At 32.1% G+C, this 21,979-nt stretch carries 19 protein-coding genes; 4 read left to right on the plus strand and 15 right to left on the minus strand.

The window, feature by feature from the left end:
• Positions 1-45: 45 nt before the first annotated feature.
• The 12 genes from GN138_RS03530 to GN138_RS03585 all read right to left on the minus strand — a co-directional run bounded on the left by GN138_RS03530 (position 46) and on the right by GN138_RS03585 (position 13,833).
• On the minus strand, positions 46-3,264 hold the full coding sequence (locus GN138_RS03530; RefSeq protein ID WP_157362169.1) for an Eco57I restriction-modification methylase domain-containing protein: 3,219 nt from the start codon (positions 3,262-3,264) through the stop codon (positions 46-48).
• On the minus strand, positions 3,265-3,570 hold the full coding sequence (locus tag GN138_RS03535; RefSeq protein ID WP_157362171.1) for a helix-turn-helix domain-containing protein: 306 nt from the start codon (positions 3,568-3,570) through the stop codon (positions 3,265-3,267).
• 155 nt (positions 3,571-3,725) lie between these two features.
• Positions 3,726-5,477 (minus strand): DUF3987 domain-containing protein, encoded by a 1,752-nt coding sequence (locus GN138_RS03540; protein ID WP_157362173.1) that lies wholly within the window; start codon positions 5,475-5,477, stop codon positions 3,726-3,728.
• The gene (locus GN138_RS03545) at positions 5,474-6,382 is read right to left on the minus strand and encodes a BT4734/BF3469 family protein (RefSeq protein WP_157362175.1); all 909 of its coding nucleotides are present in this window, start codon (positions 6,380-6,382) and stop codon (positions 5,474-5,476) included. The genes GN138_RS03540 and GN138_RS03545 overlap by 4 nt, the downstream gene beginning before the upstream one ends.
• A complete protein-coding gene (locus GN138_RS03550) occupies positions 6,369-6,665 on the minus strand; it encodes a helix-turn-helix domain-containing protein (protein WP_157362177.1) in 297 nt (98 codons plus the stop codon). The genes GN138_RS03545 and GN138_RS03550 overlap by 14 nt, the downstream gene beginning before the upstream one ends.
• Complete coding sequence (locus GN138_RS03555; RefSeq protein ID WP_027879783.1) at positions 6,662-6,964, minus strand: helix-turn-helix domain-containing protein; 303 nt, start codon at positions 6,962-6,964, stop codon at positions 6,662-6,664. Before GN138_RS03555 ends, GN138_RS03550 begins: the two co-directional genes overlap by 4 nt.
• Positions 6,965-7,120: 156 nt before the next feature.
• Complete coding sequence (locus tag GN138_RS03560) at positions 7,121-8,068, minus strand: DUF6617 family protein (RefSeq protein ID WP_157362179.1); 948 nt, start codon at positions 8,066-8,068, stop codon at positions 7,121-7,123.
• Entirely contained in the window at positions 8,068-9,162 is a 1,095-nt protein-coding gene (locus GN138_RS03565) for a site-specific integrase (protein ID WP_157362180.1), read from the minus strand. Before GN138_RS03565 ends, GN138_RS03560 begins: the two co-directional genes overlap by 1 nt.
• Positions 9,163-9,168: 6 nt before the next feature.
• On the minus strand, positions 9,169-9,621 hold the full coding sequence (locus GN138_RS03570) for a helix-turn-helix domain-containing protein (RefSeq protein WP_231743031.1): 453 nt from the start codon (positions 9,619-9,621) through the stop codon (positions 9,169-9,171).
• A gap of 130 nt (positions 9,622-9,751) precedes the next feature.
• Positions 9,752-11,137 (minus strand): tRNA uridine-5-carboxymethylaminomethyl(34) synthesis GTPase MnmE, encoded by a 1,386-nt coding sequence (gene mnmE, locus GN138_RS03575; RefSeq protein ID WP_157362182.1) that lies wholly within the window; start codon positions 11,135-11,137, stop codon positions 9,752-9,754.
• Positions 11,138-11,252: 115 nt separating this feature from the next.
• Positions 11,253-13,061: a hypothetical protein gene (locus GN138_RS03580; RefSeq protein WP_197429308.1), complete on the minus strand. Its 1,809-nt coding sequence runs from the start codon at positions 13,059-13,061 to the stop codon at positions 11,253-11,255.
• Positions 13,062-13,173: 112 nt separating this feature from the next.
• Positions 13,174-13,833, minus strand: coding sequence for a rhomboid family intramembrane serine protease (locus tag GN138_RS03585; protein WP_157362184.1), 660 nt, complete (start codon positions 13,831-13,833; stop codon positions 13,174-13,176).
• A gap of 58 nt (positions 13,834-13,891) precedes the next feature.
• Here GN138_RS03585 and GN138_RS03590 point away from each other — a divergent pair, with 58 nt between their 5' ends.
• A complete protein-coding gene (locus GN138_RS03590) occupies positions 13,892-14,782 on the plus strand; it encodes a lysophospholipid acyltransferase family protein (protein ID WP_157362186.1) in 891 nt (296 codons plus the stop codon).
• A gap of 54 nt (positions 14,783-14,836) precedes the next feature.
• Here the strand turns inward: GN138_RS03590 and GN138_RS03595 are convergent, their stop codons facing one another.
• Entirely contained in the window at positions 14,837-16,339 is a 1,503-nt protein-coding gene (locus GN138_RS03595; protein ID WP_157362188.1) for an aminotransferase class V-fold PLP-dependent enzyme, read from the minus strand.
• 83 nt (positions 16,340-16,422) lie between these two features.
• Positions 16,423-17,811, minus strand: a complete 1,389-nt coding sequence (gene glmM, locus GN138_RS03600) for a phosphoglucosamine mutase (protein WP_157362190.1) — start codon at positions 17,809-17,811, stop codon at positions 16,423-16,425.
• 208 nt (positions 17,812-18,019) lie between these two features.
• On the opposite strand from glmM, the gene GN138_RS03605 reads away from it, so the two are divergent.
• From GN138_RS03605 to GN138_RS03615, 3 genes are read left to right on the plus strand one after another with little or no spacing between them, the layout of a single operon-like run.
• Complete coding sequence (locus GN138_RS03605) at positions 18,020-18,622, plus strand: acyl carrier protein phosphodiesterase (RefSeq protein ID WP_157362192.1); 603 nt, start codon at positions 18,020-18,022, stop codon at positions 18,620-18,622.
• Positions 18,619-20,325 carry a gamma-glutamyltransferase gene (ggt, locus tag GN138_RS03610; protein WP_157362194.1) on the plus strand — a complete coding sequence of 569 codons (1,707 nt, stop codon included), beginning with the start codon at positions 18,619-18,621 and terminating at the stop codon, positions 20,323-20,325. The genes GN138_RS03605 and ggt overlap by 4 nt, the downstream gene beginning before the upstream one ends.
• Before the next feature lie 14 nt (positions 20,326-20,339).
• Positions 20,340-21,077, plus strand: a complete 738-nt coding sequence (locus GN138_RS03615; RefSeq protein WP_157362196.1) for a hypothetical protein — start codon at positions 20,340-20,342, stop codon at positions 21,075-21,077.
• A gap of 77 nt (positions 21,078-21,154) precedes the next feature.
• On the opposite strand, the gene GN138_RS03620 is transcribed toward GN138_RS03615, so the two are convergent.
• Positions 21,155-21,955 carry a lysophospholipid acyltransferase family protein gene (locus GN138_RS03620; RefSeq protein WP_157362198.1) on the minus strand — a complete coding sequence of 267 codons (801 nt, stop codon included), beginning with the start codon at positions 21,953-21,955 and terminating at the stop codon, positions 21,155-21,157.
• Between the last annotated feature and the right edge of the window lie 24 nt (positions 21,956-21,979).

The following is a 21,979-nucleotide window of genomic DNA, read 5'->3' on the forward strand; positions in this document are numbered from 1 at the left end:
TTGCCACGTCGCTGCGCTTCTCGCAATGACAACTACTATTAATTTTTATGAATTTTCTATAATGTCTCGTTCTTCTTGTGTTAAGCCATATAAATCGTACACCATCGTATCAATTGTTTTTTCTGTTTGGGTGATTTGGGTTTGTAACTCTTGGGCTTTTTTCTTGTTGTCCTCGAAGAGTTCTAACCACTCAAACTCGTCTTTTTTGGTTAATGGTGTGCCACCTGCTTTTTTAATGGCTTTGTTGAGTTCTTTTATAAAGTCTGCAAAGTCTAATTCGTGCCAGTTAAACAAAGATTGACTTACCTTATCAAGATTAAATTTTGAACACAAATACCTTACAAGCTTATCTCTTATTTCATTCTGGGTTTTATATAGGTCTTGTATTTTTAAAACTATTATAGATATATCGTCAATTATAGTGCTCTCTAAATCGACAACCGGAAACCATTCAATATTCACCTTTTTAACTTGAGGATAGACCTTTCCTCCTTCATCAAGTTTCCAATTATAAAGAAATTTAAAGAGGTTAGAATTTATTAATCCGAGAATGAATGACAGATGAGTTTTTTTATCTTTAATATTAACTTTTAGATTTAATGTATGAATTGTATCTATTGGATAATAATTCTCCTCATCCAAAACACCAACTATCTCTGACGCCGTTTGACGAATAAGAATTTTAGGTTCATTAAAGTCTTCTTCTTCTCTTGCCCAATGCAAACAATACCAAGGTAATGTACCTTTTTTTGTTTCTCTTTTTGTTGAGAGTTTTTCTTCAAAAGGTTCTAAAAGTTCTGAAATTTTATTTTGAACCTCTGGATTGGTAGTCTTTGTAGAATACAATATATACTCATCATCAAAAAGAACCCGATATCTATTTATTGTTTTGCCTTTTAAAACTTTTTTGACATATTTTTCTGGAATATCATTATCCACAAAGTAAGATTTTCTATTTATAAAAGCCTTGTTTCCTCCTGTTGTGACACCTTGAGTTATTTTTACTAAATCTGAAAGTTTAAATGGACATTTATGAATTAAACTAAATACATCAAAACCTTTACTTGATTTAATAATAAACCCTTCATTTAAGAGGTTTTCTGAATCTATTTCTGATAAAATGGTATCATCTAAAGATTTAAGTTTCATTTTAAAAATTTCACCTAAAAATGTGTTAGATTGTTTTATATTTTTAACAAGCGAGATAATCGTCGTATCAACTATTGCATCTTCAAAAACTTTTGAAAGTGTAATAACTTGTTCAATATTATTATTTTCTTTTAGTAAGCTTCTTAATCCTGAAAACTGGGAATAATCAACAAAAGTATTTGGGGTTATGTAGCACAATCTTCCTTCTTCATTTAAAATATTCAGAGCTACCTCAAAAAAGAATATGTACATATCAAATGTCCCAGAAAAAGACTTTTGATATTTTTTCAGTAAATAATCTTTTTCCGTTGGCGTAAAATAGTCACCATAAGGTGGATTTCCAATAATCACATCAAAACCACCTTTATCAAATATCTGTGGAAATTCTTGTTGCCAATTAAAGGCTTTATCTCCTGCAACGGTTTTACTATCAATTAATGAGTTACCACATTTAATATTGTTGCTTAAATCGTTGAGTTTTCGTCGTGGTTGTGCGGTACGTAACCAAAGCGATAGTTTAGCAATTTCTACAGATTCTTCATTAAGGTCTACGCCATAAATATTGTTTTCTAAAATGGTGTTTTCTATATCGCTTAATATAAGGCCACCACCTAATACTTTTGCTTTTAGCTCATCGATGTAACGGTGTTCTTTAATAAGAAAATCTAATGCTTGGTTCAAAAATGCTCCAGAGCCACAAGCTGGGTCGCAAATGGTTATTTGTAGTAACCACGCTCTGTAATTATCTAAAACTTCTAATAGTTGCTTTTTGGTGTTTTGGTGTGTTCCCTTTTTTATCTCGAAATAGGCTTCTTCCTTAAAACCTAATTGGTCTTTTTTCTCTTGGCAAAGTTTACCAACGGTATTTTCTACAATGTATTTGGTAATGTATTTGGGTGTGTAGAACACGCCATCTTTTTTACGCTTGCTCTTTTGCTTATCGAACTCGCCACCTTCAATTTCGGCATTAACGCTTTCTATTTCGTTAAGTGAGTTTTCAAAGATGTGCCCTAAAATATTGACATCTACTTGACTGCTAAAATCGTATTTAGCGAGTTTGTAGGTGTGTTTATAAAGCAAGTCGTCATCAATCTCCAAACTATCTAAAATGGCATCCGGTTTAAACAATCCGCCATTGTAGGCATAGATTTCTGCTCTTGAGGTTGTGCCTTTTCTACCTTCATCTAAAAAATGAAAGTATTGTTTAAAGAGATTATATAATGGGCGTTCGTCACCAAAATCGATGTCGGCTTTCCACTTATCTAATATCTGTATGGTTGAATTTGGTGGTAACAGGTCTCTATCTTCGGCAAAGAAAATGAACAGGAAACGGTCTATGAGTTTCTGTGATTTTTTGAATAGGGATAGTTTTACGTTTTTTTCGAGTGCTTTTAGTTCGGTGCTATCGTCTCCATTATGAGATTGCCGCGCTTCGCTCGCAATGACATTTTGTTTTAGGCGTTTGGCATTTCGTTTTACGAGGTCTCTAAAGAGTTCGCGTTTAAATACGGAATAGTCGTTGTAAAACTGTTTGGTAATCTTGTCTTCTTCAACTAAAGACGCTTCTTTAATGGTTAGCGGTAGATTGTTAAGAATGTTATCCTTTTGTAAGCATAGGTACATTAAAGCAAATTCTTCGGGTGCTAATTGAAAGAGATTAAACTCCAAAAACTCAGTAGCATCGTTAATGTAAAATCGCAACTTCTCAAAATTGGACGTAATAACATACACACAGCCTTTTTGATTGGCTTTATAATCGAACGCCTGTTTACGGATGCTTTCTAAATCTTTGGTATTGGTTCCCTTTAGTTCAATTACGCCAATTGCTTTAGCTTCCTTTAAAATAGCTCCATCTGCTTTACCAGCTCCTTTTTGGTTTTTAAACTCGGTAGTGATATTAAAATCAGGCTTTGGATTTAGCGTATAACCCAAGACATTGACAAACAGCTCATCCAGAAACTTTGCCTGGTACTGTTCTTCTTTAGAGTTTTTAATATTCTCTTGAATGGTAGCATTATGAAAATACTTGGTATATTTTTTATAGGCACGCTCTACTACTGAATTATCTTGTTGCGCCAGATATGTTTTTATTACTGATGTTTGAAATAATGCCATTTAAAGCTGCTGTTTTTTGTTGGTTAAGTTCTTAATTTCTTCTTCTACTTTTTTGAGGATTTCCGTAATGTTGGATTCATCTTTAAGCATATTGACAATTTTATCAGCCATCCAAAAGTTTAGTAACTCATTTTTACTTTTGTTTAAAGCCTTTGCTAAATCTTCTACTTGTTCCTTTCTGGCCATACGTGTTCCACGTTCAATCTTACTTAATAAGGCGGTATCAATGTTCATTTGAGAGGCAACCTCACGCAGTAATAGTTGCTTTTCTTCCCTTAACTTCCTTATATAATTACCAAATGTCATTTTAGAGATATTTTGACTTGTCAATATTTGTCTAATTTAATAAAAGGAAACAAAAGGAAAGTAAAAAGATATAAACAGTTATTAACAGGTAATGAGGAAGTTGAGGATTTGAGGAAATCCATTTAATCATATCCTTAAATCCTTCAAATCCTTAACTATATCTTTGCAGGATTTGAATAGTTATTGTGTGCTTCTCTGTGTATTAATCCTGCATCAACAAATTTGGTAATATAACCTTCTGCTGTTTTATGTGGGATGCTCTGTTTTGTGGCTAAATCTAAATACTCTTGTCTGCTAAATTGCTTTGGTAAACTTTCTAAAAAGCGTTCTTTTCTATTTAACCGTTTTGTTACTTTTTGCTCTATTGGTAAATCATTAAATACTTTACTACTGTGCTTCACTAAAATTGAAATTATGGTTAGTGCGTTTTTAAAATCCATATCCTCACATTCTTTAGTTGCGTTTACATCACCATCTTCCATAATACGAAATGCTGTGAATAGCATCATTATCCTAAACGCAATTAAGCCTAAACGCCTTATCGTTGCGATGTACTCTTCGGGTTGTAGGTTGATGTATTTGGTCTGTAAAGATTCAAAAAACGTATTGAATTGCTGTTGTTGGGTTGTGGTTAATCGTATTTCAATCTCTGGATTGTTTTTTAGCGTTTTGTACAATTCTAAAAACTCGCTACCCAATTGGTTGTAGTAATCGTCTAAACCTACTTTATTGCTATTTTGAAACACGTTTTTCCAAGTTGGTTTTATATTCATATAGTAGAACATAAAGCGACTAAACAAACCATTTTCTGCATTAGGTATTAAGGTTGCCACTTGTTTTGGTGTCCCTGATAATACTGTTGATAAACACGGTTTCTCAATATCTACATATTCTCTATCGGTTCTACGATAATAACTTATGGTTTCGTGATGAAAGGCTTTACGAAATCCATCGGAATAATTACCATAATCGCTTTTAAAGGCTTGTGCTAATGTATCTCCTTCGGTTTCAAAAATTAATCCTCTACCATCATTATCAGAAATTAATTGATATACGCCTGTTACACTATTGTTGGCAGGAATAAACAGCATTCTTTCTGGTGGTTTACTTGGTTTTTCCAAGTTTTCATCTTTACCCTTGTTCATATTATAAGTAGCTGTTTCTGCTTGAAATTGCTGTTTTAATACTTTGGCTTGTTCTCGTTTTAACTTGTGTACAGGTTCTACCAAATTTTTAATTTGGTTAAGTCTTCCTTTACCTGCAGATGCAGGTGCTGTAACAAATAGATATAAATTACAAAACACTTTACGTTGGTCATAGATTCCGAAGAGTTTAGGAAAACAAGCACTAAACGCTGTTAATGCACCTAATAACAAAATGTCCTTTTCTTCCTGTCCATTAGCAGGGTTTACAACTTGTTGTAAAAACTGTGGCAAATTTTCATATACCGTTTCTGGTATCGTTGGCATTGCTTGCTCTTGTGTATCAATAACCGTTACAACATTTGTTGCAACTTCGTTGTTGTACTGTTGTTTAGGCGGTTTGACGCCTGAATTATGTGCATAATGGTAAAAGGTAGCAATTGTAATTCCGTGTCCTTTTGCGTTTAAACATTTATCAAATTGTGCATCACATTCTTTGGTATCGTAACCTGCATAATTTTTACTTATTCGATGGAAATAATCCCTTCCTGTTTCTCCATATTCTTCTGCTAAAGCAAAGCCTAAATCTCTCCAAGTGGCATAACTTCCTGTTATGTCTGTACCTGATTGCTCGATTGCTGAAATGTAGGCTTCAATATCGTTATCAGCAACAGCAATAACGTGAGTTATTGTCTTGTTTCTTTTTGGTTTTGTTGGCTCTTTAGGAACTTCTAACCAATCTTTTGGGTTAAATATTTTAGTCATAATGCTTGATGTCTTTTATGTAGAAAGGCTGTTGGGTCGTATGGTAAAAAACACGCTCTGGAAACGTCTTTACCTGACTGGTCAACCTCAATGTTATAATTGTGTTTAATGTAATTTGCTACTGCTGTGAAATATTCTGAATGTGATACTTCTGAAATATCTATTCTAATAATCCATTTTAGGCCATCACCAGATGGTGATATGAATAGCATTTCGGTTTCAAAATATTCATCATTTAAGAGCTGCGTTCTTAACTCTTGTAGATTCTCTAAATGGTCAAAATCAATGGTTAATAAATTAGAATGCTTTAGCAAATTTTTATCGCCTCGTTTTTCAAATATTCCTGAAAGTGTTACGTAATCAAAGCGATTCGCTTTGAATTTACGTGCTTCTTTTACATTGGTAATTGCTCTTAAATCTTCAGTAATTCTTTTGTATTTATCACTTGTGATTAATGCAAATACTTGATGCAATCGTAGAGTTTCAGAAGGAAACACATTGTGAACAGGTGCTTTAAAAAAGCTACAGTTGGCATACCAGGTATCGTCTGGTTCATTAAGCCATTCCAATTCGTCTTTTCCCTTGACTTCTAAATTTAGATGTAGCTCTTGATTTATCTTCTGGAATAATTCTTCTTCATCGGTTATTCTAAAATGGTATTGTGCAAAATCGAATACATCACCTTTAAAGGCCTCTAATTCTATATCTCTATGTGTTGCTATAATACCAACAATATGAATCCGTAAGGTTTCTTTACCACCATTAAATGGATTGCGAGTTATCCCACAGTCCCTTCCTTTTACAGAAAGGACTGTTTGATTAGGATAATACTGCCTCAACACATAGGCATAGATTTTTAAACCATAATGTGTTTTGTCTAAAATTGCTTCTCTACTTATTTCCATCTCGCTTGAAATTATGGTTGTAGTAGTTGTCTTGAAGCAATTGCTCTATGTCAGCAACTTTATAGTAAAATTTACCTTTTACTTTGCTGTAAGGCAAAGTGCCATTGGTTCTTAAAGTTTGTAGCGTTCGCTTACTAATATGTAAGGTCTGCAATACATCTTGATTGTCTATCCACGTATCTTTTAATACTTCTGCTCTCGATTGTCGCAACAATTCGATACGTGCTTTTAAGTCCTTAACATCTTGTGAGAGCGCCAAGATTAAATCAATTATTTCAGTCATAACTTCACCGCTCCTTTCTTAATTAGGTAATCGGCAGCTTGCTGTTCAATTTCGTCTCTTGAGTCCATACGGTTACGCAGTAACCAATGGTCTAACTCTTCTCGTTGGAAATAAATCTTTTTACCATTAGGTTTATAATGTGGAATGGTTCCCGTACTTGTAAGTTTATACAAGTGCGATTGGGATAATTCTAAATACTTGCAAGTTTCATTAAAGTTTAATACTTGCTTTTGCATTGTTTGTTGCTCTAATAAGAGTTTTTCAATGCGGTCTAACTTTTCGATGATATTTGTGTCCATCGTTTATTTTGTTTTAAATAAATGAGGACATCTGGCCAAATGTCATTCTTGGTTTTCAAGAACAGGACAAAGGTTGAAAATGTAGATTTTTAAAAAATGAAGATTTTTAGGTAGTATTGAGATTACATTGAGAAATCTCAATGTTCTCAATGTTTTTTATTGCATTTGTTTGAAAATATTATCAATAGTTTCTTTTTCTTTAAAAGTATATTGCTTGCTTGAAGATAAATTTTGAGCAGTTAACTCAAAATCATTTTTAGTATAAAACTTATTAGACCTTTCAATTTCAGATAACTTTAAATTTTTAAATTGAGGTTTTAGTTTGTCAAAGATGTATCTAATTGCAGTTGTATTAGCTTCAAAATAAATATTAAAACTTAAAGAAGTAAAATCATCTGTTGTTAGAATCTCTAACAGCTGTTTTGTAGTCGTTCTATTTTCTAATAAATCTATTTTAATTTGAAGCTGTTCAAGTACTTTTAAAAGATTTGATTTATCTTTTCCTTTAAACGCAAATGAGGTTTTCGGTTTGCTTTTAAGTTTTGATGTTGTTTTGGTAGCCACTTTTTTAGTGGTGTTCTTTTCTATTAAGCTAACATCAAAAGTTTCATCATTAAAGTATTTTTCTGCAATTTCAGAAATTGAGAATTTTGTATTTTCCGAAAACTGTCCGTATTGCCCTTGTAGTTCAGCATACAATCTTATAGCAGACACTTTTAGGTTGTTTATGATATAATTGTCGTCATTGTTGAAATCTGATGTTATTCCTCTTTTATTGATATAAGTTGCAATGTCATTTAAGTACTTATCAAATTTATTAAGTAGAATGGTATAGCTGTATTTATTTTCTGGTGTAGTTGCATTTTTCGGAAATTCCTTCGCAAATGATGCTACTGTATTTTCTGTTTCATTAAATATTAGCTTTTGATAGTATTCTTTTTTCGCATTTAAAGGTTTTTTAAAGTTTACTTTAAAAACTGCGTTATTAGCTTTTTGGTTCAATTTAAAATCAGACAATAAGTATTTAAAATCCTTTTCCTGCCTATTATCTCTATGTAAGCCATTGGTTATAGAAACCAAACTTGAAAATATACTTCCTTTCATTATAAATCCAGTTGAATACGGTTAGCAGCTTCTTTCTTTTTATCGTCAATTACTTTGGCATAAATCTGTGTAGTCCGTAGCTCTTTATGACCTAATAATTTTGATACTGTATATATGTCTGTACCCAAAGTTAACTGTAAGGTAGCGTAGGTATGACGCGCACAATGAAAGGTAATAGTTTTAGTAATACCTGCTTTCATCATCCATTGTTGCAATTTTAAGTTAGACCAGGCACTATAATGTAAACCATCAAATACTTTATCGTCTGGATTACCTTTTTCTCCTAATAGATTTCTTGCTTGGTCTGATATTGGTAAGGTTTCGACACCTTTAGTCTTCTTTTGTCTAAATCGGATATAATATCCCATTTCTTTTGAGTGCTGGATTTCTGACCATATTAGTTTTTCAATATCTGACCAACGTAAACCGGTAAGCGCAGAAAATATAAAAGCACTTTTTAAAAGTGGTAACTCACATTCTGTGTTAACTGCTATTTGTAATTCATCCAAAGTTAAAAACTCTCGTTGAGGTTCACCTTGTTTAAAATACTCAACACCATTTGCTGGGTTTATTCTTAAAATACCATCCTTAACAGCTTGTTTTAATGCAGCGTTGAATTTTCCATAATAAGAATATTTAGAGTTTTGAGATAATTTTTTACCTGCTCTTGCCATTGCATCCTTATCTAAATACTCTTTAAAGCGTTCTACGAAATCCTTATCAATATCTTGAAAACTTACGTCTGTCTGACAAAAAGTTTTTAGATGTTTTAGCATACTGTTCCAATTGCCATAATTGCCAGAACTTGTATTTTTCTTTTCTGCTAAAGCTGTTATATAAGTAATAAAACTACCTTTTAGCTTTTCAATATCTTGAAAGCCATAAATACCGTTTTGAATTTCTATTTGTCGCTGTGCACATATAGTTTCTGCAAGTTGTTTGGTTTTCTTGTTAACCTCTCTTTCAGTTTTAGTTTTAGGATTAGGTGTAAGGTATAAGCGTAAGTATTCAGTTTTACGTTTGCCTTTATGATAGTAATCTAAATACAAACTAATTTTATCGTTCTTCTTGCGTTGTCTTAATGTTACTTTCATAATCTACTAATTAAAAAGGTTTTCTATTTGCCATCTTGCTACAATACGCTTTCTACCAAAAGGAACAGCTTTTAAACGCCCTTGTTGAATCATTCTTTGAATGGTCCATCTACTAACACCAATTAATTGTGAGGCTTCTGTAACGCTCAAAAAATCCTTATGGTTTACAGTATTAGGATTATGAACTTGAACAACTTCTTTTTGTTGTTGCATATCTTCAGTAAGAGTAGCTTGAATTTTTTCTTTACGCTTGCGTGCCTTATAGGCTCTTTTTGCGCAGGTATCACCACAGTATTTAGTAACTGTTGTACGTGCTGTAAACGCATTACCGCAATGCTTACAAGTTTTAGGAATGAATAAATTACTGCTCATAAATGGTGCTTTATGTAGCGTAATGGTGCAACGTGGTGCGTTATGGTGCATCATTTCGCCAATATCTTCGCCAACAGAAATGGGCAACAATTTTGCGTTTTAGGCAACAGATATACAACAAATTTAATTAAAAAAGAGCAAATAAACAACAAAAAAGAGAAGATAAAACTCTATAAATCCAAGAATAACAAGGGATTAACAAATAAAAGAAAGTAAGTTACTTCCCGATACAGAAATTAGCAAAAATATTTCCTAATAAATCGTCATTGGTAATCTCACCTGTAATTTCACCAAAGTGGTATAAAGCTTGCCTAATATCTATAGCTAATAAATCTCCAGACAAACCAGTTTCTAAACCATACTGTACTTTTTGGATTTCTTCAAAAGCTTTTAAAAGCGCATCATAATGACGCGAGTTGGTTACTATAGTTTCGTTATTTCTTAACGCTCCTGTATTAATTAAACTTAGTAAAGAATTGGTCAATTGCTCTACTCCAAAACCTGTTTTAGCAGAAAGTAAGTTTATTTCTGGGATTTTAGATTGCATTTTAGCTAATTCTAAATCCTCTAATTTATCAATTTTATTAGCAATAACTAATAAAGGTTTTTGAGGGTACTTATTTCTTATTTTTTCAATTTCTATTCTTACCTCTTCAAGTAAATCAATGGCTTTACTTGCATCAAACAGATAAATGGTAACTTGAGATTGTTCTATTTTTTCAAAAGTCTTTTTTATACCAATACTTTCAACAATATCGTCAGTTTCTCTTATTCCTGCTGTATCTATAAATCGAAACCCTATACCTCCTATTGAAATTTCGTCTTCAATAGTATCTCTTGTGGTACCTGCAATTTCAGAAACGATGGCTCTATCTTCATTTAATAACGCATTTAGCAACGTAGATTTCCCTACATTTGGCTCACCTACGATAGCCACAGGAATTCCATTCTTAATTACATTACCTACAGCAAATGAATCAATTAATCTTTTTAATACAAAAGTAATACGTTCTACTAATGTTTTAAATTGAGTTCTATCTGCAAACTCCACATCTTCTTCCGCAAAATCTAATTCTAACTCTATTAACGATGCAAAATTTAGTAGTTCTTCGCGAAGTTTTGATATTTCTGAAGAAAAACCACCTCGCATTTGCTGCATGGCTATTTGATGTGAGGCCTCATTATCACTAGAAATTAAATCGGCTACAGCTTCTGCCTGACTTAAATCTAATTTACCATTTAAAAATGCACGTAAGGTAAACTCGCCTGCAGTAGCCATTCTGCAGCCTTTTCTAAGAAAGAGTTGAATGATTTCTTGTTGAATATAAGATGAACCATGGCAAGATATTTCTATTACATTCTCACCAGTATAAGAGTTTGGGTCTTTAAATACAGATACTAAAACCTCATCTATGGTTCTATTATCTTCTACAATATGGCCTAAATGAATAGTGTGTGTTGCTTGTTTATTTAAATCTTTGTTTGAAACAGACTTAAAACAAGTTGAAGCAATAGTTATAGCCTCTTTACCAGATAATCTTATAACAGCTATTGCTCCACTACCAGATGGTGTTGCTAAAGCTACAATAGTATCGTTATGCATTTTACAATTATTTGTTGCAAAAGTATTGTAAAATATATGATTGTAAAGAAGTAAATGCTTCCTATTTTAAGATTTAACGAGCTTATTAATAATAGGAAGCATTAAAAAACAAAAATTAAACTTTTACAAATTCAGGAATAATTATAGCTTCTAATTCGGCTTTATAAAGCTGAAATTCTTCTTGAATGTTTTTATAATCACTTGTAGTAGACGAAAGAAACAAATCTTGATAATATGAAATACCTTTAAACAGATTACTTTTAAAGGCATTCCATTTTTTAACTTGTTTTACTGTAATGTCTTCCGACAATGACTGTATTTCATTTTTTAAATAATCTACATACATCTTTAGTTCTTTTACAAACATATTTGGTCGGTTGATATGCGATAAAACCGAAGCATTTCCGTTAATGTGTTTCATCATATCAAATAATGACGTTTCCCTGTTAAAATAAGCCAGATTAGGACCAGGACACACAACAACACCTTGTTTCTGACCTTTAATAGCTATATCATTCTCAATATAACTTGCATTTGCTAAACCAACACAAAGACATGTTTTCTCTGTAATTTTAGCTTTGGCGTTGTTATAAAGCGTTGTTGTTAAAGACTCTTTTTTAGTTTCTAAGGCTTGTAATTTTGCATCTTGATACTTTTTAGAGGCTGTACAAATACCTTCTGCTCCAAATTCTTTACTTAACGCTAGTAACTTTTTAGGGCAAGAACTACCTGCTTTATCGTTTTTAATACGCTGTTGTTTATAAAATTCATTAGTTGTTCCTTTTATGGTGTTAAATGGTACACCTAAAGGAGAAATTCCGCTTAAATACAAATCCTTTTCTTGGGCCTTAAGCATTAAATCTCTTGTTTGTTGATCTACCGAAGTTGCTTCTGGCACCAATAAAAATGGTGTTCCCCAACCCACCGAATCTACATCGTAGTGGTCTAATAGAAAAGACTGTTCATTTGCTGTACCAACACCACCTTGAACTGTAATTTTTAATTCCAATGGTTCTGTTGGGATTTCTAATTCCTTATGACTTAATCCCTTTACTAAAACAGCGTGCGTATCTCGGATAAGCTCAACTTTTTTAGACTTAAATTCTTCTAAAATTGGTCCCAATAAAAAACCATCTGTAGCAAAAGCATGTCCTCCACAATTTAAACCAGATTCTATTCTGTATTCTGAAACCCATAATCCTTTTTTAGCTAAAAATTTTCCTTGAATAATGGCAGAACGATAATCACTTACTTTTAAAATAATTTTCTTTTTTAATTGACCTTTTTCATCAGGAAAGAAATCTTTAAACGTTTCAAAATAGCTGTATAATCTAGGATTCATACCTGCTGAAAGCACTACAGAAGACCTTAAGTTACTTTTTGCAAAACCTCTAAGTGATGCGTGTGCATCATTAAACATTGTTGGTAGCTGTTCAGATTTTTCAAAATTATCTTTATCTACTTTGGTCATAATGTTAACATCAATATCACCCGCTTTTAAATGTGTTTCTAAATAGTTTTTCAGATTATCTTTTAGTACCACACCTTCATGCATTAAATTAGAAAGTCCCTTTTTAAAATCAGAGGTATTTGGTAATGTTGCTAAGAAGTTTTCTAAAGCAATTTTACTATCTGATAGTTCAGTTTTAAATTTTGAAAATTTTTCTTTTACAACTTCATCTACTAAATTGAGGTAAGATGTGATGCGTTCTGCACGATAATCGTGTGTTTTTTTTGTAATTTCTTTATAAGGTTTATTAAATTTCTCACTGTAAAACGCATTCATTTTTTCTACCAAATCATCATCTATAATAGAGATTACAGAAGATATACCATATTGTGCCACTCTTATTGGACTGTCTATGGTAAATGCTAATCCCATTACAGGAATATGAAAATTATGTAGTGTTTTAGATGTAGCCATCTCTTTTGTTTTAGAATTAATTAAACCACAAAGATGACTTTGGATAATTCTTAATAAGATGACAAATGTCATAACATAACAGCATATAATTTGCTATTAGTATGAGTAACGGTTACTTCAGCTTTCCTGTTTTGTACAATACAAAAAGAATAATAATTGGAATAGACAATAAACCTATATAACCCAAATTGGTTTGAAACAAACTTGGATATAAAATTAAGGTTATCACATAACCACCAATAGCACCACCAAAATGCGCATCGTGACCAATGTTACCCACTTTGTTTTTCATACCATAAATAGAGTATAACAAATAGCCAATACCAAACACATAACCAGGAATTGGAATAGGTATAAAATACATATACAAACTCATACTTGGCTCTAATAATATGGCAGCATATAAAATACCTGTAACAGCACCACTTGCACCAATGGCACTATACCAATACTCGTTTTTATGAAAATACAAAGATAATAGATTACCAAAAATTAAACTCCCAAAATAAATGATTAAGAAATGAATAGAACCTAATTTAGCAACCACAAAATCTGCAAAGAAATAAAGGGTAAACATATTAAAAAATAAATGCGATATATCTGCATGTAAAAAGCCAGAACTTAACATTCTTATTTGCTCACCTCGTTTAATACTGCCAACATTAAACTTAAATTTCTCAAAAAAGCCACGATCATCAAATCCTTTAATTGAAATAATAACATTAGCTGCAATAATAATTATGGTAACTAAACTAATACCTAAATTGTTCATAAACTCTATTCTTAATAATCAAATATATATATTTGTACTTAATTGCAATCATACTTTAATGCAACTTATTGCTTATATCTTAGTTTACCCAATTCTTTGGCTAATTTCCATTTTACCATTTAGATTACTTTATGCGTTTTCTGACGTAATTTACCTTGTTATATATAGAATTTTAGGTTACAGAAAATCTACTGTAAAGAACAATTTAAGACTAGTTTTTCCTGAAAAATCCGAAAAAGAAATTAGTAAAATAACAAGTCAGTTTTATCATCACTTTTGTGATATGATGGTTGAAGCCATTAAATCGTTAACCATTACTGAAGCACAGATGAAAAAACGTTTTAAATTTACTAATGTTGAGTTAATTAACGACTTAGAAAAAAAACAAAGAAGCATAATATTAATGTGTGCGCATTATGGCAGTTGGGAGTGGATTTTTATTCTTCAAAAATATGTTCAGCATAAAGGATATGCCGTTTATAAACGGTTAGCCAATAAATATTTCGACAAATTAGTAAAACGTATTAGGGCAAAATATAATTCTCACTTAATTACTACTAAAGAAACTTTAAGTGTTTTAATGAAAAGTAAAACAGAAGGTGAGTTAACCATTAATGGATTTGTATCTGATCAATCACCAAAAGCCAATAAAGCATTTCATTGGAATGAGTTTATGGGTATAAAAGTGCCTATGTATACTGGTGCAGAAATGTTAGCCAAAAAGTTAGATATGGCTGTTGTCTTTTTTAGTGTTAAACGCATTAAACGTGGATATTACGAAACGACATTTACAACCATAACCGAAACCCCAAAAGAATTCAAAGATTACGAGATTACAGATTTGTTTTTTAAACTTGTTGAAGAACAAATTAAAGCAGCACCACAATATTATTTATGGACTCACAAACGTTGGAAACACAGGGACAAAGTACCTGCAGAATTCTTATAAAACTGCATTCTGTTTAAAATGTAAGTGAAGTAATATCTTTACTTAAGACCCAATCTACATCTTAAACCAAGCTTCTATATCTGGACCAGAAGTATCTGTTTCTAGCAATGATTTGTGAATAAACTCATTATTGCATTTTGAATATTCATAATCTACTGCATAAACTTTATGATGCTTAGCAACATCAATAATACTATTACAAACAAATTCAATTTCGGCATTTGTAGTTGTTGGGTGAATAGACATACGTATCCAACCTGGTTTACGCACTAAATCTCCAATTGAAATTTCATCAGTTAACTCATGCGACATTTGCTGATCTACGTGTAACAAAAAATGGCCATACGTACCTGCACAACTACAACCTCCTCTTGTTTGAATTCCGAATTTATCATTCAACAATTTCACAGCTAAATTAAAATGTAAATCATCTATGTAAAACGAAATAACACCTAACCTGTCTTGGTGCTGACCAGCTAGAATATTTATATTAGGTATATCACCTAATTTATTAAAAACAATAGTCACCAACTCATGCTCGCGTTGCAACATATTTGCAACACCCATTTTCTCTTTTAAACGAATAGATAATGCTGTTTTTATGGTTTGAAGAAATCCTGGTGTGCCACCATCTTCTCGGTCTTCAATATTATCTATGTATTTGTGTTCTCCCCAAGGATTCGTCCAACTTACGGTTCCACCTCCAGGACAGTCTGGCACCATATTTTTATATAATTTCTTGTTAAACACTAAAACACCAGAAGTTCCAGGTCCTCCTAAAAATTTATGCGGTGAGAAGAAAATAGCATCCAATTGCGCTTCTTTATCTTCTGGATGCATATTCATCTCTACATAAGGAGCAGAACAAGCAAAATCCACAAAACAAACACCGCCATGTTGGTGCATTAATTTAGCCACATCATGATATGGTGTTTGTATACCTGTAACGTTAGAGCCACCAACAATAGAGGCTATTTTTATTGTATAATCTTTATATTTTACTAATAATTTTTCTAAGTTTTTAAGACAAAATAAACCCTCTTCATTTGGTGGTACAACTTCAACTTTAGCCAAAGTCTCTAACCATGTGGTTTGGTTTGAGTGATGCTCCATATGTGACACAAAAACAACGGGTCGCATTTCTTCGGGAATCTTAGTATATTCTTGTAAATTCTCTGGAATTTTTAATCCTAAAATACGTTGAAATTTATTCACCACACCTGTCATCCCATTACCAGAAACGATAAGAATATCATCTTCATTAGCATTAACATGGTCTTTAATAATGCGTCTTGCTTTATGATAAGCCTTAGTCATTGCTGTACCAGAAACTGTAGTCTCTGTATGTGTATTAGCTACAAAAGGACCTATATCATTACATATCTTTTCTTCTATAGGTCTGTATAAGCGACCAGAAGCTGTCCAATCTGTATAAATGATTTTTTGCTTACCATATGGTGACTCAAAAGTTTGATTTTGGCCGATTATATGTTTTCTAAATTGACTAAAATAGTTTTCTAATTCTGTAGACTCTGTTGTGTTAGGTTTTATAATCATAGCCAAATATGTTAATGAATAAGACTTCTATTCATTAAAAATAGAAGTCTTATTATCTTAATAATTTAAAGTATTTAAAGATACTAAATATTAGCAACTTTCTTAATCTCTGCAATAAAACGATCAGCTAAAGTATCTGCTGCTTCCTGAGAAGGCGCTTCTGTATAAATTCTAATAATTGGTTCTGTATTACTCTTACGTAAGTGTACCCAACTATCTGCAAAATCAATTTTTACACCATCAATAGTCGTTAATTTTTCATCACTGTAATTAGCTTCCATAGTCGATAAAATTCCATCAACGTCTAAACCAGGTGTTAATTGAATTTTCTTTTTACTCATAAAATAATTTGGGTAAGAAGCTCTTAACTCACTTACCTTCATTTGCTTTTCTGCTAATAAGCTTAGAAATAACGCTACACCAACTAAAGCATCACGACCGTAATGAGAATCCGGATAAATTATTCCTCCATTTCCTTCACCACCAATAACAACCTTATTTTTCTTCATTAAAGTCACCACATTAACTTCACCTACAGCACTAGCTTCATAGGTTCCACCATGTTTTTCAGTAACATCACGCAAAGCTCTTGTAGAACTCATGTTACTTACTGTATTACCTGGCGTTTTACTTAGTACGTAATCTGCACAAGCCACCAAGGTATATTCTTCTCCAAACATTTCACCAGTCTCATCCATAAAAGCCAAACGGTCAACATCGGGATCTACAACAATTCCGAAATCAGCTCGCTCCTTAACTACAGCTTTTGCTAAATCTCCTAAATGTTCCTTCAACGGTTCTGGATTATGAGGAAAATGACCTGTTGGGTCGCAATATAATTTTACAGGCTCTACACCTAAACGTTCTAATAATAAAGGAATAGCAATACCACCTGTAGAATTAACACCATCTACAACCACTTTAAAATTGGCATCTTTTATGGCTTTTACATTAACAAGCTCAAGGTCTAAAACCTCATCAATATGAATATCTATATAAGCATCATTAACTGCAATTTTTCCTAAGTCATCTACTTCAGAAAAACTCATAGCATTAGAGGCTGCAATTTCTAATATTTTCTGACCTTCAGCCCCATTTAAAAATTCACCTTTAGCATTTAATAATTTTAAAGCATTCCATTGTTTAGGGTTATGACTTGCTGTTAAAATAATACCTCCATCGGCATGTTCTAATGGTACTGAAATTTCAACCGTTGGCGTTGTAGACAATCCTAAATCAACCACATGAATTCCTAGACCTACCAAGGTATTCATTACTAAATTCTGAATCATTTCTCCAGAGATACGTGCATCTCGCCCAACCACAACTTTATACGTTTCTTTTTTACGCTGGTTTTTTAACCAAGTACCATAAGCTGCAGCAAATTTTACAGCGTCTATAGGTGTTAAATTTTCGTCTACTGCTCCTCCAATAGTTCCTCTGATTCCTGAAATTGATTTTATTAATGTCATGTATATTTTCTATTTTTAGCAAATATAATATCTTAATCTAACTTAGGTCTTTAACTTATCTTGACTTTTGTCTTTTAACCGAAAATTAACCTTGAATTCAATATTTAGCCTTCAAAAATTTAATTGTATTTCTAAATATTAAAAAAAGAAAAACAAAGTATTATCTTAAAATTAAGTTGAGTTAATTTTGAATTTGTAAATTAGAATAATGAATTTTCTGGCACACATTTATCTTTCTGGCGATAACGAACTTATTACTATTGGCAACTTTGTTGGTGATGGTGTTAGAGGCAATAAATATAAGTTGTATCCAAAAGACATTCAAATTGGTATTCAACTTCACCGACATATAGATACATTTACAGATGCACACCCAATTTTTAGACAATGTACAAAACGCCTTCACAACAATTACGGACATTATAGTGGTGTAATTGTAGATATTTTTTTCGACCATTTTTTAGCTAAAAACTGGATGACGTATTCTAAAATACCTTTAGCTGAATATGTAGATGTATTTTATAAAAGCCTAAATAAAAATATTGAAATTCTTCCACCTCGTTTTAAAAGAATTTCGCCATTAATCATTGAAGGTAATTGGCTATTGAGCTACGCAACAATTGATGGCATTCAAAAAGTTTTAAACGGCATGAATCACAGAACAGAAGGACGCTCTAAAATGAACGAAGCTACAAAGGAACTCGTAGAATATTATGAGGCTTTTGAAACTGATTTTACTACTTTTTTTGATGAATTAATTGTTTTTAGTCACAAAAAACGAGAAGACATTGAAAACCTATTTAACGTATGAAACAATTATATATATTACCAATTCTGCTCGTTTGCTGTATCTTAAGTTGCAAAACGGAAACAAATAAAACCGATGCTGTAACAAATAAACAAGGTCTTATTACTGAAAAAGCAATGGTTGTAAGTGCCAGAGCCGAAGCGTCTAAAATTGGAGTCTCTATTTTAAAACAAGGCGGAAACGCATTTGATGCTATGATGGCAACCGAAATGGCATTAGCAGTTTCTTATCCTTTTGCAGGAAATCTTGGTGGTGGCGGATTTCTAGTTTACCGTTTAGCTGATGGTAGTAAAGGTGCCTTAGACTACAGAGAAAAAGCACCTTTAGAAGCTACAAAAGACATGTATTTAGATACAAATGGAAATATTATTAAAGATAAAAGTACAATTGGTCACATGGCTGTTGGTATACCAGGAACTATTGCTGGTATTTTTGAAGCACAAAAACGATTTGGAAAATTAGAAACAAAAACCATCTTAAAACCTGTAATAGCATTAGCAAAAAAAGGAATTGTTATAACAAAAAATCAAGAAAAGCGTTTTAAAAAATATGATAGTTTATTTAGAGCTGTAAATAAGAAAGAAATATTATACAACAACAGCTTAAAAGCTGGTGATACTGTTATAAATAAAGCTTTAGCAAAAACTCTAGAACGTATTGCTCAAAACGGACGTAAAGAATTTTATGAAGGCGAAACGGCTAAAATCTTAGTTAATTACCTTCAAAATAAAGGTGCTATAATTACAGCAAAAGATTTAGAAAAATATGAAGCCAAATGGCGAACACCTGTAACGTTTCAATATGATGATTTAACTATTTCAGGAATGCCACCTCCTTCGTCTGGTGGTGTTTGCTTAAATCAAATAATGACTATGATTGAGCCTTTTAACTTAAAAGAACTTGGACATAATTCATTAAAAACAATACAAGTTATAGTAGAAGCCGAAAAACGTGCTTATGCAGATCGAAGTTTCTACCTTGGTGACCCAGATTTTGTAGATATTCCACTGCAAACATTAACTAGTAAAGCCTATCTTAAAAACAGAATGGACAACTTTTCTTTTAATTTACCCACACCTGCCGATTCTTTATCTCACGGAAACACATTAGAATACGAAAGCGAAGAAACAACGCACTACTCTATTGTTGATCAATTTGGAAATGCTATTGCTGTAACTACAACTTTAAATGGCGCTTATGGTTCAAAATTATATGTGGAAGAGTTAGGCTTTTTTCTTAATAATGAAATGGACGATTTTAGCAGTAAACCTGGTGAACCTAATTACTTTGGTTTAATAGGTGCTGAGGCCAATAGTATAGCACCAGAAAAACGCATGTTAAGCTCAATGACACCTACTATTGTTGAAAAAAATGGCGAATTTTATATGTCTGTAGGTACACCAGGTGGTTCAACAATTATCACATCTGTTTTACAAACTATACTTAACGTACACGAATTTGGATTAAGCATGCAACAAGCTGTTGACGCACCACGTTTTCACAATCAATGGTTACCAGATGAAATACGTATGGAGCCTAATTCTTTCAACTCTACACTTATCGAGGATTTAAAATCTATTGGCTATAATATTAATATAGAACGTTCTCCTATAATTGGTAAAGTAGATGGTATACTAAAATTAGATAATGGTACTTTAGAAGGTGGTGCAGACAAACGTGGCGATGATACAGCAGACGGATTTTAAAACAAGAAAAAATAATGGCAAAAAAAACTTATACAGCTAAAAGTATACTAAAAATAATTGGAGGAATTATAATCTTCTTTACCTTACCTACACTCCTACTCTTTGGTTTTATGTATTTAAAATACAATGAAGACTTACCTACAGGAAAACTAGGTGCTGATGCTGACCAACTTGCTACAAAAATGCTTAAGTCTTTAGACGTAGACGCATATTTAAACACCGATTATTTAGAATGGACATTTAAAAATATGCATCATTATAAATGGTATAAATCAGATCAGGTTTGTGAGGTGTATTGGGATGATTTTAGCGTGATTTTAGATTTTGAAGACTCATCAAAATCAAAAGTATTTGTTTTAGAGCAAGAGTATAATGGAATAGAAAAACAAGACTATATTACAAAAGCTCAAAATTATTTTAATAATGATTCCTTTTGGTTAGTAGCACCATACAAAGTATTTGATGATGGTGTAGAAAGACGCCTTGTTAAAACAGAAGATAATAAAAAAGCCCTTTTAGTGACCTACACATCTGGAGGCACAACACCAGGAGATTCTTATTTATGGCATTTTGGTGATAACGGTAAACCCATAAGTTTTCAAATGTGGGTAGACATTCTACCAATTGAAGGTTTAGAAGCCACTTGGGAAAATTGGACGGTTACAGAAAGTGGTGCTCAACTACCATCCTTTCATAAATTATTAATTTTAGGAATTGAAATGACTGATCTAAAAGGTTTAAATTTAGACTAGTTATTAACTTTTTGAAATAAAAACATCAATTTATTCTTAATATTTCAAAAATAAATCCTAAGAAATCAAACTAATAACTACATATCTCGTAGTTCTCTATTCATGCGTTCCATTTCTTCTAATTCCTTTTGAGGAATCACTTTTAAGAAAGAAGGATGTTGCTCTATGGCGTATTCTATTTTTTCAACAATTTCTGCAATTGATTCGTTGTCATAATCAATTTCTAAAGGCTTTTTTATTTCAAAAGTTTGAAAAATATTTTTCTTTTTTATTCTCAGTCCCTTCTTGTCAAATGATCGTCTAAAACCGTCTATTACAATAGGCACAACAACGGGTTTGTATGTTTTAATAATATGAGCAGTTCCTTTTCTAATGGGTTTAAAAGGTGTCGTTGTACCTTGTGGAAATGTCACTACCCAACCATCATCTAAGGCGGTCTTTATCATGGTAATATCACTCATTTTCACTTGTCTATTAACATCTTTTCCTTTAGATCGCCAGGTGCGCTCTATACTAATAGAACCTGTATATGCAAAGATTTTAGGTAATAAACCAGATTTCATGGTTTCTTTGGCCGCTACGTAATACATATTTAATTTAGGATTCCATAAATAACCTACATTCTTTATACTATCTAATCGACCACTTAAACTGGCGTTAAAAACATGAAACATGGCAATTACATCTGCAAAATAGGTTTGATGATTAGATATAAACAACACATTAGTATCTGGTAGATTCTTAATAATATCAGAGCCTTCAATCTGCAAATCATTAAACCCTCTAAAACGTCTGTGTGTAGCTACACCTAAAAGTCTAATAAGCCATTTTTTAACCCAAAGTATATGTCCGAAAGGATTTTTTTTGAATAATCCCATAGTTATTTTTCAATTTTTAATCGA

This window comes from Winogradskyella endarachnes (assembly GCF_009741275.1).
Lineage (GTDB): Bacteria > Bacteroidota > Bacteroidia > Flavobacteriales > Flavobacteriaceae > Winogradskyella > Winogradskyella endarachnes.